At 45.6% G+C, this 14925-nt stretch carries 14 protein-coding genes; 2 read left to right on the top strand and 12 right to left on the bottom strand.

The window, feature by feature from the left end; translation table 11 throughout:
- The first annotated feature begins 116 nt into the window (after window positions 1–116).
- Window positions 117–347, top strand: coding sequence for a small acid-soluble spore protein Tlp (tlp, locus tag L2D08_RS04665; protein WP_242232566.1), 231 nt, complete (start codon window positions 117–119; stop codon window positions 345–347).
- Between the two features lie 70 nt (window positions 348–417).
- Here tlp and L2D08_RS04660 read toward each other — a convergent pair whose 3' ends face one another.
- From L2D08_RS04660 to L2D08_RS04615, 10 genes are all read right to left on the bottom strand, one after another.
- Window positions 418–1965, bottom strand: a complete 1548-nt coding sequence (locus L2D08_RS04660) for a response regulator (protein WP_242232565.1) — start codon at window positions 1963–1965, stop codon at window positions 418–420.
- The gene (locus L2D08_RS04655) at window positions 1962–3782 is read right to left on the bottom strand and encodes a cache domain-containing sensor histidine kinase (protein WP_242232564.1); all 1821 of its coding nucleotides are present in this window, start codon (window positions 3780–3782) and stop codon (window positions 1962–1964) included. The genes L2D08_RS04660 and L2D08_RS04655 overlap by 4 nt, the downstream gene beginning before the upstream one ends.
- A gap of 69 nt (window positions 3783–3851) precedes the next feature.
- Entirely contained in the window at window positions 3852–4937 is a 1086-nt protein-coding gene (locus tag L2D08_RS04650) for a glycoside hydrolase family 88/105 protein (RefSeq protein WP_242232563.1), read from the bottom strand.
- 13 nt (window positions 4938–4950) lie between these two features.
- Window positions 4951–5274: a cupin domain-containing protein gene (locus tag L2D08_RS04645; RefSeq protein ID WP_242232562.1), complete on the bottom strand. Its 324-nt coding sequence runs from the start codon at window positions 5272–5274 to the stop codon at window positions 4951–4953.
- Between the two features lie 4 nt (window positions 5275–5278).
- On the bottom strand, window positions 5279–6427 hold the full coding sequence (locus L2D08_RS04640; protein WP_242232561.1) for an oligogalacturonate lyase family protein: 1149 nt from the start codon (window positions 6425–6427) through the stop codon (window positions 5279–5281).
- A gap of 56 nt (window positions 6428–6483) precedes the next feature.
- Window positions 6484–7830 (bottom strand): ABC transporter substrate-binding protein, encoded by a 1347-nt coding sequence (locus L2D08_RS04635; protein ID WP_242232560.1) that lies wholly within the window; start codon window positions 7828–7830, stop codon window positions 6484–6486.
- A 21-nt stretch (window positions 7831–7851) separates the two neighbouring features.
- On the bottom strand, window positions 7852–8679 hold the full coding sequence (locus L2D08_RS04630) for a carbohydrate ABC transporter permease (RefSeq protein ID WP_242232559.1): 828 nt from the start codon (window positions 8677–8679) through the stop codon (window positions 7852–7854).
- Complete coding sequence (locus L2D08_RS04625; RefSeq protein ID WP_242232558.1) at window positions 8676–9629, bottom strand: carbohydrate ABC transporter permease; 954 nt, start codon at window positions 9627–9629, stop codon at window positions 8676–8678. The genes L2D08_RS04630 and L2D08_RS04625 overlap by 4 nt, the downstream gene beginning before the upstream one ends.
- Before the next feature lie 140 nt (window positions 9630–9769).
- A complete protein-coding gene (locus L2D08_RS04620) occupies window positions 9770–10648 on the bottom strand; it encodes an aldose 1-epimerase family protein (protein ID WP_242232557.1) in 879 nt (292 codons plus the stop codon).
- Between the two features lie 16 nt (window positions 10649–10664).
- Window positions 10665–11723: an LLM class flavin-dependent oxidoreductase gene (locus tag L2D08_RS04615; protein ID WP_242232556.1), complete on the bottom strand. Its 1059-nt coding sequence runs from the start codon at window positions 11721–11723 to the stop codon at window positions 10665–10667.
- Between the two features lie 388 nt (window positions 11724–12111).
- Here L2D08_RS04615 and L2D08_RS04610 point away from each other — a divergent pair, with 388 nt between their 5' ends.
- Window positions 12112–13098 (top strand): agmatinase family protein, encoded by a 987-nt coding sequence (locus L2D08_RS04610; RefSeq protein ID WP_242232555.1) that lies wholly within the window; start codon window positions 12112–12114, stop codon window positions 13096–13098.
- A 332-nt stretch (window positions 13099–13430) separates the two neighbouring features.
- Here L2D08_RS04610 and L2D08_RS04605 read toward each other — a convergent pair whose 3' ends face one another.
- Both L2D08_RS04605 and rbsK read right to left on the bottom strand, forming a co-directional pair.
- Window positions 13431–13952 (bottom strand): PTS sugar transporter subunit IIA, encoded by a 522-nt coding sequence (locus L2D08_RS04605; protein WP_242232554.1) that lies wholly within the window; start codon window positions 13950–13952, stop codon window positions 13431–13433.
- A 29-nt stretch (window positions 13953–13981) separates the two neighbouring features.
- Window positions 13982–14905 (bottom strand): ribokinase, encoded by a 924-nt coding sequence (gene rbsK, locus L2D08_RS04600; protein WP_242232553.1) that lies wholly within the window; start codon window positions 14903–14905, stop codon window positions 13982–13984.
- Window positions 14906–14925 lie beyond the last annotated feature (20 nt).

Below are 14925 nucleotides of genomic sequence, written 5' to 3'. Positions count from 1 at the left end.
AATATTGTCAGAATTTTTAAATCACATAGCTGTACATATTTTCTTTTTGAATGGACAGAAGAAATAAAGGGCAGTCTACGGACTGTACTGCTCGAGACTTCAAAGGAGGAATATATATGACACGCAACAACCGTCCAAAACCGGATAACCGTTCTGACAACGTTCAAAAGCTTCAGGAAATGGTGCAAAACACAATCGGAAACATCGAGGCGGCGGAAGAAACAATGGTTTTTGCAAACGGGAAAGAGCGGGCGGCCATCAAAGCGAAAAATGAACGCCGCGAAGAAAGCATTGAAGGAATGCGTGAAGAAATTAAAGACGAAGCGGCTGCACGCAGAAAGAACTAAGCCTAAACATGACAAAGAGAAGCGGTCTTGCGTGCAGCAAGACCGCTCCTCTTTTTTAACCGAATGGACTTTAGGACAGTTTTTTAAACTGGCCCGGTGAATGATTGGTGTACTGTTTAAAGCAAATACTGAAATACTGTGGATTGCTGTAGCCGACCATGCTTGCCACTTCATAAATCTTCAGCTGTTCCTGCCTCAGCAGCTGCATGGCTTTTTTCATTCGCAGATCAAGTAGAAAATCGACAAAGTTGATTCCTTTTTCCGCTTTAAACTGCGCACTTAAATAAGCTGCATTCATGTGAACATGGCTGGCTGTCTTTTGAAGTGTTAAGTCTTCTTCACAAAAGTGCTCTTTAATATAATCGACTGCCTCATCCACAACAGACCGTTTATTGCGCTGCCCTTCTACGGACTGTGCCATTTGTATAAATGTATGGTGAAGTTTTTCAAAAACCTCTTGAATCGTCTGAAGTCCGTTTATATCCTGCACGTAACAAACGATTTCTTTTTGACGCTCTTCTCTCCAGCTCTCTACTTCCTGTGACAGCATAATAAGCAGGTGAACAGCCGCCATTCGAACCTCCTGAAAAGGCAGGTAAGCTTTTTTCAGCTGCTGAAGCCGGTCCTCCGAAAAAAACTGTTCTACTTCCGACAACATTCCCATTTTGACTTTTTCGATCACTTTTTCCTGAACGAACTGCTGAAGAAAAGGCTGGGCTTCTTGAACGGACTCCCCTGCATCTTCAATTGTGAAAAAGCGGTCTTTTCCGATGATATGCCGAAATTCCATAGCGGCTGCTGCCTCCGAGTAGGCGTCCGGTATACGCTGAAGCCCATCGCAAAGCCCTCCCGCCGTAACGGTTACAGATGTATGCAGAGACCCGCGAATAGTCGATTGAAATGCTTCAATCTGCACTGTCCAATTTTCTATATCGGCTGCCATGGGCCAGATTACAGCAAACTCATCCGGCCTCATCTCCGTTATCGCACTTGCCGGAAAGTGCTGTTCGGCTAACGATAAAATTTCCCTCTTGATTTTTTTATTTCCAGAATGCTGATGCACCGGTTCATCCAATTTTACCAGCAGTACAGCAAGGACCGGGCTGTGCAGGGCCAGCCCCAGCTCCCTTATTTGGTCTTCCAGCCCGGCACTATCTACTTTTTTATAAAGAAGCTCCCGGATAAAATGCTGACGGCGCACGGGAAGATGATCATCAAGCTGGCGCCGGTCATTTTGTTCTTTTTCCCACTCCGCCCGTGCTTCTTTCGCTTTTTGGAGCAGGCAATCCCGGTTGACTGGCTTTAGTAAATAATCAAATGCCCGAACCGATATGGCTTTTTGCGCAAAGGAAAAATCCTCAAAGCCTGTTAATAGAATGACCTTAATACCCGTATTCATTTCTTTGATTTTCCCGGCCATTTCAAGGCCGTCCATGTAGGGCATTTTAATATCGGAAATCACAATTTGCGGATTTGTTTCCTTAATTAACGCTAAGCCCTTTTCTCCATCTGCCGCTTCACCTGCCAGGTCAAAACCGTGATCCTTCCATGGAATTGCTGTCGACAAGCTGCGCCGGATAATCCGGTCATCATCTACAATTACTATCCTGCACGTCATGCCCGCTTCACTCCTTGTTCACGTTTTGGTATCGTTAATGTAATAGCCGTGCCTTTTCCTTCTTCGCTTTCTATAACGAGTCCATAGGCCGGTCCGAAATGCAGGCCAATGCGCTCATGTACGCTGTTTAATCCGATACCAGTCGTCTGCTTTTCTGACCCTTTCTGGTAAATTTCACGCCGGATAGCGGCCAGTTTTTCTGGTGGTATCCCTTTGCCATTATCCTGCACAGAAAGAATTAACTGCTCCTCTTCTTCGCGGACCAAAACCAAAATCTTTCCTTCTCCTCTTGTCTGCTTAACCCCATGATAAAGCGCATTTTCAACGAGCGGCTGCAGAGTAAGCTTCATGATTTGATAGTGTCCCAGTCCTTCGTCCATTTGAATCTCATATGAAAAATCATCACCGTAGCGCATTTCCTGTATAAAAAGATAACTGCGAATATGCTCGATTTCCTCTGCAACGGTAATCAGTTCGCGCCCCTTGCTGATGCTGATGCGAAAAAAGTTAGACAGCGCACTAATCATGTCACTGGCTTCTTCGTTCATGCCCATATCACTTAAGCTTTTGATCGAATACAAGGTGTTATATAAAAAGTGCGGGGTAATTTGCGCGTACAAAATAGCGTATTCAAGCCTTCTCTTTTCCTCCTGCTCGACTTTTACCTGTTCAATGAGTTTGTTTAGCTTTTGCATCATTTCTTCCATACCGTGGTTTAAAATTTTCATTTCTTTCGTGACATGCTCGGAAGGCTCAGCGGGGATCGCGATATTTTGCTCGTTCACCAGCTTCATATTTTGAACGAGTGACCGGATGGGTCCGGTAATGTAGCGGGCAAAAACATTTGAAATGGCAACAGCGACAATCATTAAGCAGAGGATCAACGTAATCGTTACATATTTAATGTAATTCACTTTTTGGAGTACGTCCTCCTGTGGAAATACAGCGGCCACTTTCCAGTTGTTTAACTCCATCGTATCGTAAATGACGACCATTTCTTTGCCACCTGGCTTTTGAAATTCAAACTGCCCCCGTTCAGCATCCGCCCGTTGTGCATATTGAACAACCGTTTCATCGATCATATATTCTTCTTCAACCTGCTTGGATAAAACCGATCCATCTTCGCTAATCAAGGCGAGGTAGCCATTTTCACCAAGCAGTGATTCATTAAAAATGCGTTCAAAATAATCACCGCGCAAGTTGAAAAGAACGATGCCGTGTGCTTTTGACTGGGCCGTTCCGACCAGCTTAAATACGCTGATCACATTGTTGGGTTCGCTGTTGGTTCCATAAAAAATATCGTCTGCATGTAAATTCCGCCAGTAATAGCCCTCTTTGCTTCCTGTAAACTTTTGTGCATACTCTTCAAACTGAAAGCGGACGAAATTCGTTTGGCCGTCGTTTTTCGTCAGTTGGAATTTCCCATCATGCAGGTCAACCAAAATCGCTTCAATCATAGAATTATAATTGATAAAAATTTGGTTTAAGTGATTGTTAAAAGAAATATAATCTTTCGGATCAATATCATCCGGATCATTCGCAATGATTGCATTCATTGTTGGATCATTCGCCAGCGAAACCAGCTGCTCAAACACATCGGTAAAACGGTTTTCCAAATAGCCCGTCGTCTGAAATACAGTATCATCGATATTTTTGTATGCGTTTTCTTTTATCTGGTCAGCAGCGAGAAAATAAGATACCCCGCCCATAATCGCTATAAATAAAATCATAACCGGCAGGTAAAGGCTGATAATCGTTGATTTAAAGGAAAAAAAGAAGTGTTTTTGAATAAACGCTTTCCATTTTTTTAACTGCATGCGTATTCAAGCCCTTCTCCCATGTGAACTATATCTTAACGATATCATCTTCCTGCCGGTTTGGATATTTTATTTTTTTGCTTGTTCAAGAGCCATGACTGCTAATAGAAACGCACCGACTCCGTGCAGGTCATTAGCGGACGCGGGGCGGGAAACGTAATAATCATATACGCCGGCAGAGGTCCCGATGCAAATGCCTTTCAGCTTCCACTGCCCCCCGCTTGTATCTACCATATGCCCCATCAAGCCGTTAAACGCCCGTTCCGCCTCTTTTAAGTATGAAGCGTCTGCCCAGCCGTTTTGAACCGCTTTGGCAATCGTGTAAATAAACAAGCTTGTGCCGGATGACTCCAGCCAGTTGTCCTCCCGTGCCCCCTTATGGGTAACTTGATACCATAGCCCTGTTTGTTCGTCTTGAAAAGCGAGCAGCGCCGGGATAAGGGCACGCAGTTCTTCTATTAATTCCGCGCGGGATGGATGATAATCCGGCAGCCGTTCTGCTATATCGATAAGAGCCGTCCCATACCAGCCAATAGAACGTGACCAAAACTCCGGTGAACGGCCTGTTTCTGGGTTTGCCCACGGCTGCTGCTTTTTCTCATCCCATGCATGATAAAAGAGTCCTGTGTTCTGATCTTTTGTATGGATACGCATCAGCTTTTCTTGATAAAGAACCTGCTGAATCAGCTCCGGCTCATGGAAATGTTCATGGTACATAAGCGCAAACGGCCCGGCCATATACAAGCCGTCCAGCCACATTTGATACGGGTATTTGTCTTTATGCCAGAAGCCGCCTTCTGTCGTTTTATTGAACGACCCATACAAGCTCCGTAGTTTTTTCGCCGCAATCATGTATCTTTTGTCTCCCGTTTTCTGATACAACGGAAACAGAAGAATTCCTACCTGTATGGCGTCCAATTCTTCTCTGGCAAATAAAAAATTTCCTTCTTCGTCAACGAGCAGGTCAATATAGCTCTTTACATAATTAAAATACTCTTCAGTTCCGGTTTGCTCATAGACACGCCGCATCCCTTCCAAAAACACACCTTGATGATAATGCCAAATACCCGCCGGCGGCAGCTCAGCCGGTGTATACGTATTCATAACAGCCCGACACGCCTGCTCTGCCGTTTCAATCATTGAAATCGTCTTCATTTTCTTAGCCCCCTTAATAAAAATCTTCGCGCTGCGGCGTAAATACATCTAAGATAATGGAATGATCCTCAAGTGCTGTAACACCATGCTGGATATTTGACGGAACATACACGCTGTCTCCTTTTTGAAGCAGGCGAATATCACCGTTTAAGTTAAATTGAAACCGGCCCTGCACGATATAACACACCTGCTCATGTTCATGTGAATGCATTTCTCCAACTGCCCCCTTTTCAAACTCAACTTCCGCCATTGTCAGCGTGCCGCCGCAGCCAAGCAGTTTCCTCACTGCACCTTCTCCCGCATGTACGGTTTTTGTTTCGCTACCCTTAACAAACATAGTTTCACTCCTCCAATGAAAGTAAATAAATCTGGCATTCGCCTTCCCTGTCCGAGGTAAATAAAATATGCCGGTCATCCCAGCTGAACGTCGGATGGCAGTGTGTTTTTTGTGACTGCCAGCTCGTTTTGTGCGTGCAAAGAGTTTCAATTGAAGGCTTATTACTGCTCATATTAATTAAAACGAGATCCTCTACTTCATCACCGACAAGCAATGTACCTTCTTGATTAGCATGATAGTGGTTGCAATAATAAGGCAAATCCATAACCCGAATCACCTTTCCCTTAGAATCCGCCAGGCCTATATAAGGAACTTGATCCGTCTGCTCCAGTTCGATTGTTGCCTGTGTTTTATGGACGGTGATCGTTCCGTCATGGCCTTTACGCCGGTTGTCGAAAAAAATGCGGCCGTCTGCTGTCCAAAATTCGTGGCCAACACAATCATCCTCTGACTGGCGAAAACAGGGCTTTACATCCCGGCTGGCTATTTGAAGCAGCCAGATGCGCTGGTGAACAAGATTCCAGGGTCCCTCGTGACAAAACATGGCGAGATCGCTGTCATGCGGTGAAAATTGAAAATGGCCAAGCCAATGGGTGTCTTCAAATACATTGGTTACCGTTTCTCCATCCATTGAAATTAATGTGATCCAGCCCTTTTTTGTTGCATACATTGTTTCTTTAAATCCTTGGTAATTGGCACCGCGCTGAATAAGCGCACGCTCATTTCGCGCCAGGCCGATATACGTGCCTTCTGCGTTAATGTGCGGGTGGCCAAGGTGTATGTCGCCTTGCTCCTCGTACAAAACAGTCAGATCCATCGTGTCGGTCTCAAGTTTTTTCACCTTATTCCCTGTCACATACACAATGATTTTGCTGTCGGGCGTTTTTGTATGGTAACTTGGTGTAATTCCATCCGCCTCATCTGTCAGCTGTGTCATCAGTCCTGAGCCAATATCCATTTTAAACAGGTTGTAGCAGTTTTCCGGTCCGCTTCGGTCAGATAAAAAATAAATATCTCTGCTGTTTTTCGTAAACGAGTTATCTGTAAAGTAGAAGTGGAAATTAGATGAAGATGCTGTTAGCTGCCATACTTTTCTGCCGGTTTTCTCATCCCTATAACTTCTTTTTTCCGACTCATATGTTTTGCCGATCAACCTTCATTCCTCCAGTAAATGAAGGAAAAGATGCCTGACCTGGCATCTTTCCTTTTTTATTTTTTAAAGTGTTCATCATATTGCTTTTGGGATTCTTCAATCGCACCGGCCCATTCATCTAAAAATTCTTTTACGGTGATCTTGCCGCTCATTACATTTTGAATGCCGGAATCCACAGTATTATCAAGAATAGATCGATAGTCAGGCAGATAAAACGGCGGTTTGTACAGGACAAGGTTTGGATCTTCATAGACTTCAAATGCTACTTTAATATGATCAGCATTTTTCACCCAGTCTTCCTGCAGCACATCTGAATTAGTTGGAATCTGGCCAACCTTTTCATTCCAATAGCTTTGACTTTCGGCCGAGTTAATGAACGCAGTAAATTCCCAGGCCGCTTCCGGATGCTCTGTTGATTTAAAAATAGACATACCGATCGTATTGCCGCCTTCTGCTGCATATTTGCCGTCTTCTGATTTCGGAAGTGCAAGCGCTTTAAATTGACCCGGCTCAAGTGATTCGTTATGCTCCCCGTATGAGCCGACATTGTGCTGCACCATTGCCACAGCTCCTGTATCAAATCCTGCGATCATTTCTTTGTAACCATTTGTTATATCACTTTTTGGTGTAAACTTTTGATACATATCAAAATATTTTTCCAAAAACTCAACGTGTTTCGGATCGTTGATTGTACTTTTGCCATCTTTATCTACATACTCTTCAATGCCGGAATAAGCATACATAAGGCGCTGCAGCTGGAAGGAGCCCCCTGCTCCGCCGCGAATCGTATAGCCGTACTGATTGTTCGCTTTGTCAGTCATTTTTTCAGCAGCTGTGAAAAATTCATCCCATGTTTCCGGTGCTTTTACATTTTTCTCGGCGAACCAGTCTGGCCGGTACCACAAAATATCCAGGTTTTGTGTATATGGAATCCCGTATAATTTTCCATCCATGACAATTTCTTTATTAAAGTCAACCGCGCTTTTATTGATGTCGCTTCCTTCTTCCCAGCTATCAAACTGCTCATCAAGGGGCAGCAGAGCTTCGCGTGCTGCAAATTCCGGCAGCCAGCTTGTCTGCACACTGCCGACATCCGGCATATCATCTGCTGCGATGGCAGCATCCAGTTTTTGCTTCGCTGAATCCTTTGGAAGTCCTACATACTCTACATCAATGTTTTTATGCTCTGCTTCAAAGCGTGTAATCAGCTCTTCCCAAATCGGTGTCCGCTGCGGGCCGGCATTTTCATCCCAGAATGTAATTGTAATTTGTTCATTAGGATCAGATTTTGTGCCAGGACTTGATGAGCCCTCAACTTCTGTGTCACCACTGTTGCAGCCCGCCAGCAGCATAGAAGCCAGTACAAATGACGTTGACATACCGTGAAATAATTTTCTTCTCATCTCAATTCCCCCTTGTATATGTTAGCCTTTGACCGCGCCGCCCAGGCCGCTGACCAAATGCTTTTGTGCGTAAACGAACAGTAGAACTGCTGGAACAAGCGCAATGACACTTCCTGCAGCAAGAGCGCCGTAGTTCACATTAAATTCACCCATCATGTAGCTGAGCCCAACCGGGAGTGTAAACTTGCTTTGCTGATTGGTCAGCATAAGCGCCAGCAGAAACTCATTCCATGTATAAATCAAAGTGAACACACCTGTAGCTACAATGCCCGGTACAAGAAGCGGGAAGACAACATGGCGCAGGGATTGAAGCCGATTGCATCCGTCAATCATAGCCGCTTCTTCCAGCTCTTTCGGCACGTTGGAAATAAAGCCGCTCATGAGGACAGTTGTAAATGGAATTTCTACAGCAGCATACGTAATAATTAATGAAAGCGGGCTGCTGATCAATCCCAGGTTTTTAAAAATAATAAACAATGGGATAATAAGCATTGCCCTTGGAATAAACTGTGTACAAAGAAGCATTACCATGAAAGCACGTTTTCCTTTGAATTTGTACCGGCTGAGTGCGTATCCCGATAAAATAGACAGGACTAAAACAAGGGCAACCGTGCTTACACCCACAATTAAACTGTTTTTAAAATAAGTCGCAAATCCAACGTTGCTCCAGGCAATCACAAAGTTATCAATAGTGGGTGCAGTTGGAATGTATTCAACTGGACGTTTGACAATATCTCCATCCATTTTAAAAGCGGTATTGATTGTCCAATAAAACGGAAACATAGTGAAAATAAGCATTACCGCAAGCGGAAGCCGGAGTGTCAGCCAGCGATCCATCGTTTTGTTCATCGTTCGGCCTCCTCTTTTTCATACTTCGTTACTTTCAAAAAAACAACCGCGAAAATAAGCAGAATAGCGAATGAAACGACTGTAAGCGCAGAGCCGTAGCCAAAATTGCTTCCGTGCACCGCCTGTGATGCGATGTACATGGTCAGCGTCGTGGTAGATTCTGCCGGACCGCCGCCTGTTAAGTTAAAAATCAGATCAACATTATTAAACTCCCAAATCGTACGGAGCAGCACGGTTAGGATAATTGTGTTTTTCAGCTGCGGCAGCGTAATAAAGAAAAACGTTTTTCGCCTTCCCGCCCCGTCCACTTTTGCTGCTTCATACATCTCATTTGGAATGCTTTGCAGGGCGGCTAAAAGCGTTATCGCAAAAAAAGGAATGCCGCGCCATAGTTCAGCGACCACAATGGATCCAAAAGCTGTGCTGACATCAGATAACCATGCCTTGCTTTCACTGATTATTCCAATCCTCATAAACAAATCATTCAGTACACCCATATGTTCATTGTACATAAGCGACCACATGACCGATGCCAGAACGCCTGAAATGGCCCATGGAATAAAAGCTGCTGCCCGAAACACACCGCGGAATTTGAACGTTTGATTTAAAAGAAGTGCTACGGCCATGCCAAAAACAAGTTGAAGGCCCACTTGTGACACGACCCATTTTAATGTAATAAGCAGACTCGGCAGAAAGGTTTTGTCCGCCGTAAAGATTTCTTTAAAATTTTCAAGACCGATAAATCCATTGTAATAAGGCGCTGATAAATCATAATTAAACAAGCTGTAATAAAACACCGTGCCAATTGGATAAAACAGAAACGCTACGACAATGAAAACGGACGGAGCAATCATCAAATATGGAACCCAGTTGATTTTCTTTCGTTTTTTTTCATGTACTTCAAATGGGTGGGCACGTCTGGCCGTATTGACATTAGACGGAGCACTCATAAAATCATCCTCCCTGATTTATTTTTTCTTAGTGTAATTGAAAACGCTATCATTGGTAATTGAATATTTTTAGTAAAATGTTTAAATTTTTTGGGATTAAAAAAACGATCCGGCTGTTGACCAGCCAGATCGTTTTTTTTTTATATAAATGAAATAGTGTAGCTGGCTTCGAACCGGCCGCCCGGTTCAAGCTCGTTTATGCCTAGCTTTTCATCCAGCTTGCCGCTGGCATCAGCTGTATCAGCGATGCCGTACCACGGTTCGATACACACAAACGGTGCCATCGTGCCGGTTTTTTTGTTGTAGCTTGACCAAATGCCGACGAAGGGAAATCCAGCCAGGTCCACTTCCACCCCGTGGCCGGTCCGGTTTGAACAAAGTGAAACGCGGTCAATATGGCTGTATATAAAGGCGTCCTGTTCAAACAAAGAGGACTGAATGGAGATCGGCTCGATGGTTTGAACCGTCTTTTTTTCCTTTGCCATTGAATTTACCAGCTCATATTGCGTTACCTGTCTGCCCGAGGCCGGTGTAAAATTTAATGTGTAGTCTTCCGCTTTTTCTTCCGCTTGAAGCGGTACGTTAAAAGCTGGATGGGCCCCGATCGAGAAATACATCTTTTCTTGATGCTCATTCTTAATTTCCCAGCGGACATTTAAAGAGTCCTCTTTTAACGTGTAATAAATCACCACTTGAAATCGAAACGGGTAAATATCTAAAAATGAATCAAGCGGGTCAAAACAAAAAGCCGCATACTCTTTTTCCTGATCCTGCACGGTAAACTCCACATCCCGCAGAAAACCATGCTGCGGCATTCTGTAAGACCTGCCATCAAGCGCATACCGGTCTCGTTTCAGACGGCCGACAATCGGAAACAGAACCGGTGATACACGTCCCCAATACTGGCTGTCTCCGCTCCACATATAATCCAGACCTGTTTTTTTGTGAAACACCTTCCGTACTTCCGCTCCAGATGGAGAAATGTGCACGGTCAGCAGTTCATTTTCGAGAACAATCATTTCAAGGCTCCTTTCCTTATTGCGGCTGCCCATCCGCTTCCCATTGAGCGATTTCTTCACGTACAACCGGCGCCACTTCTCTGCCAAGCAGTTCGATCGCATTCATTACTAAATCATGCGGCATTGTGCCAACCGGAACATGCAGCATAAAGCGGGTAATCCCGACTTTTTTACGAAGATGAATGATTTTTTTGGCGACTGTTTTCGGATCTCCTACATACAAAGCACCCTCAAAGCTGCGGGCGGCATCAAAGCTTGCCCGATTGTACGGCCCCCATCCGCGCTCCCTGCCCAGCTTATTCATCGCTGCCTGTGTAGACGGGAAAAATAAATCAGCCGCCTCCTCCGTGCTTTTTGCTAAAAAGCCGTGCGAATGCGACGCTACTGGCAGAACAGCCGGATCATGCCCGGCATGCACCGCCGCCTTTTTATATAGCTCTACAAGCGGAGCAAATTGAACCGGACTGCCGCCGATAATGGCGAGCACAAGCGGCAGGCCGAGAAGCCCGGCGCGAACGACCGATTCAGAATTGCCGCCGCTGCCGATCCAGACTGGAAGCGGTTTTTGCACCGGACGCGGGTATATGCCCAGATTTTGAATCGCCGGCCGATGTTTTCCCTGCCACGTTACTTTTTCGGCATTTCGAATGTTCAGCAGCAGGTCCAGCTTTTCATCAAATAGTTCGTTGTAATCCTTTAAATCGTATCCAAACAAAGGAAAAGATTCAATAAATGACCCCCGCCCCGCCATGATTTCCGCCCGGCCGTTTGACAGGGCGTCAAGCGTAGCAAAGTCCTGGAATACACGTACCGGGTCGGCCGAAGACAGCACCGTCACCGCACTCGTCAGCCGGATCTTTTTGGTCTGGGGCGCCGCTGCAGCCAGGACCACGGCCGGAGAAGACGCCGCGTAATCTTCACGGTGATGCTCCCCTACGCCAAACACATCAAGACCGGCCTGATCGGCTAACACAATTTCCTCTACTACCTGGCGCAGCCGCTCAGCGTGGCTGATGACGCTTCCTGTCTCCACATCCGGTGTGGTTTCAACAAATGTGCTGATTCCAATTTCCATAAAAAACCTTCCTTCCGCTGCATCTAGCTCTCTCCTTTTAAAGTACCATGATCGGTTTGGGCAAGGAAATGATATGGTCTTTTTACAGTAAAAAAACCGGACAGACAGCCAGATTCTTCTTTTCCTGCTGTCTGCCCGGTTTTTTAACCGCTGCATTGTATTTATAAATAGAAAGCCATGCCAGCAAGCTTTTTCTGCCATTTCCCGCTGACCTAATGGAATCAAAGCTTAATCGGTGACAGTTTAAACAGGTTAGAAAAATGTCGAGTAACTGCTTCACCTTATCACCTCTGTTCTATTTTACCACTGCGTTATTCCAAATTCCCGGTTTTCTTCCGCCGCGTTAGGGAAAAGGAAAACCAGATCTTATGGAGAAAGGACTGTTTGGATGAGCGAGACGATTTATGGAAACACGCCTTGTTTTTTAGGTGCACGAAATTTAGCAGCTGAAAACCGTTTGGATGAAGTTGACGCTGTTGTGTACGGGGTGCCGTGGGAAGGCGCTGTGACATGGGGCGATTACACGGGGTGTGAACTTGGTCCAAAAGTGATGCGGTTAAGTTCAGGCCGCTATAGCGGCTATTTGCCCGAACTTGATCATATAGATGTGTTTGAACATATGAAGCTCGGAGATATAGGAGATGTAGATGTTGTACCAGCCGATGTAGAAGAAACGATGAACCGAATCACGCAGTTTACCGATCCGCTATGGAAAAGCGGCAAGTTTTTAATCGGGCTTGGCGGTGACCATGGCGTCACATTTCCAATTGTGCGGTCCCTTGCGAATCAAGGAAAAAAGGTAGGCATAATTCATTTAGACGCCCATTACGATAACCTGCCGTCTCATGAAGGCGATCCATATGCACGGTGCAGTCCGTTTATGCGGCTGTATGAACAGGAAGGTGTACGAAATGAAAGCATTATTCATACCGGTATTCACGGTCCCCGCAACAAGCCTGAAAGCGGCCGAAATGCCCGTGATGCAGGTGCCCTCACCATTACGATTAACGATATTCGGGAGCATCCAGACTTAAGGGCACTGGCACGCCGTCTGCATGAGCTTGCATCTAGAGAAGTGGACTGCGTTTACTTGAGCATTTGCAGCGATGTTCTGGACTATGCATTTAATCCAGGCGGTCCGGTTGATGGAAACGGGCTGACATCCTATGAATTGTTAACGCTTGTTCATGAAATTGCCAAACAGGGAATTGCCGGCATGGATTTTGTAGAAGTATACCCACAGCAAGACCCTTCACAGCTTTCTGCTCATTTGTCTTCAACTATTGTATTATATGCGCTCGCCGGCCACATTTTAAACAAGCAGCAATCTAAGGGTGATGGCGCTGTTGGCGAAAACGCTCAAGGCCAGGCTTAAATAGATCCTTCTGGGCGTGGGGCAGACGCTTTCTTTGGCTGTCCGCACAGCAATGATGCTTTTACGCCCCTTTGTCCGTGCAAAATCCATTTTTAGCGATACGACTCACTTTTTTTTAAAATATGCGTTTATGTGGTTCGTCATTCTTTCTACAATGGTCTTCTGCGTGCTTTGATTTTCATTTCTGCTTTAGCCATTGTTTTATGATGCTGGCCGCACTCGTTTTTAAAGGCACTGGCGCTTAATCATGACGCGGTCTGCTCCTTTTCAATGCTTAGACTGCATGCAAAAAGGAAGCCCCTTGTATACGGGGCTTCCTTTTTGCTTCCTTTTTATTTTATCTTGATCGTCATCACAGGCGTTTCGCCGGCGACGGCTTTTACATGTTCATGCTTTTCCATTTGCTTTACAAGGTCCCCATTGGAGATGATCAGCGGGGTGATGGTGCTCGCTGCTTTTTCACGAACGAGTTCCAGGCTGTATGTAAGCAGCACATCCCCCTTCTTTACTTGGTCTCCTTCCGACACTTTTACATCGAACCCTTCACCCTTCATGTTAACCGTATCAAGCCCAACATGAATAAGAAGCTCGAGGCCTCCTGCTGTTTCCAGGCCAATTGCATGCTTCGTCGGAAACACGTTCAGTACTTTTGCGTCAGCCGGCGCCACTACTTTCCCTTCCGATGGATTCACCGCTATACCGTCACCCATCATTTTTTGTGAGAATACCGGGTCTGGTACCTCTTCTAAACTGATCACATCCCCGCTCATCGGAGAGACAAGAATAATTTCACCCGTATTTTGTGCCGTATTGCCTTCTTCTTTACCGCCAAAAAGCTTGCTTAAAAAACCCATACAGAACCCTCCTTTTTTCTTTGTATTCCCTAAAACACCGTCTTTAAAAACGCTTTTATTTCTCTACTGGATGGCATAGACACAGCAGTGCCTGCTTTCGTTACAGAAAGAGCCGCAGCAGCCTGTCCAAATTGAACGGCTTCTTCGATGTTCATACCGCTGGTGATGGCATGTGCAAATCCGCCGTTAAAAGCATCGCCCGCGCCAGTTGTATCGACCGCTTTAACCGAAAATCCTTCTATTTGCCGGCCTTTACCCGTTCCTTGCGATAAAAACACCCCTTTTTTGCCCATGGTAATCATGACCACGCTGGTGCCTTTTTCATGCAGGATATCGGCCGCGCGCCGGGCGGATGCTTCACCTTCTACAGCAATTCCTGTTAAACCGAGGACTTCTGTTTCATTTGGCGTTACGTATGTAACATGCTGAAGCCACTCCATTGGGAAAGCCATATAAGGAGCAGGATTTAATAGAATCGGTACACCGCAGCGGGCAGCTGTTTGAATGGCCGCCCCAATCGCCTCAAAATGAATTTCAAGCTGAAGCACCAAAAGATCCGCTCGTTCGATTGCTTCTTCTGCCCTTTCTACATCTGCACCGCTCATCACTCCACACGCGCCCGGTGCGATAACAATACTATTTTCCCCTGTGTCATCAACAGAGATAAGAGCCGTGCCTGTTGCTTCTTTTTCGCTTCTCTGCGTAAACCGAATATCAAGTCCTTCCCGCTCGAAGTGCTGGACCGCTTCCTGTCCAAAGATGTCTGTGCCAATTTTGGTTACAAACATCACATTTGACCCGCTTCTTGCCGCTGCTGTTGCTTGATTGCCTCCCTTGCCGCCAGGACCGATTTGAAAAGGACCTCCCAGAACGGTTTCTCCCGGTGCCGGCAGATGCGGCGTCCGGACCATGATATCTGTTACGTAACTGCCTACTACGGTTACCTGCCCCATTTTATTCACCCCTATGTAAG

It is taken from the genome of Domibacillus sp. PGB-M46 (genome assembly GCF_022668875.1).
Lineage (GTDB): Bacteria > Bacillota > Bacilli > Bacillales > Domibacillaceae > Domibacillus.
Note: the sequence above shows the minus strand (reverse complement) of the source record. Positions and strands in the feature narration are given on the sequence as shown.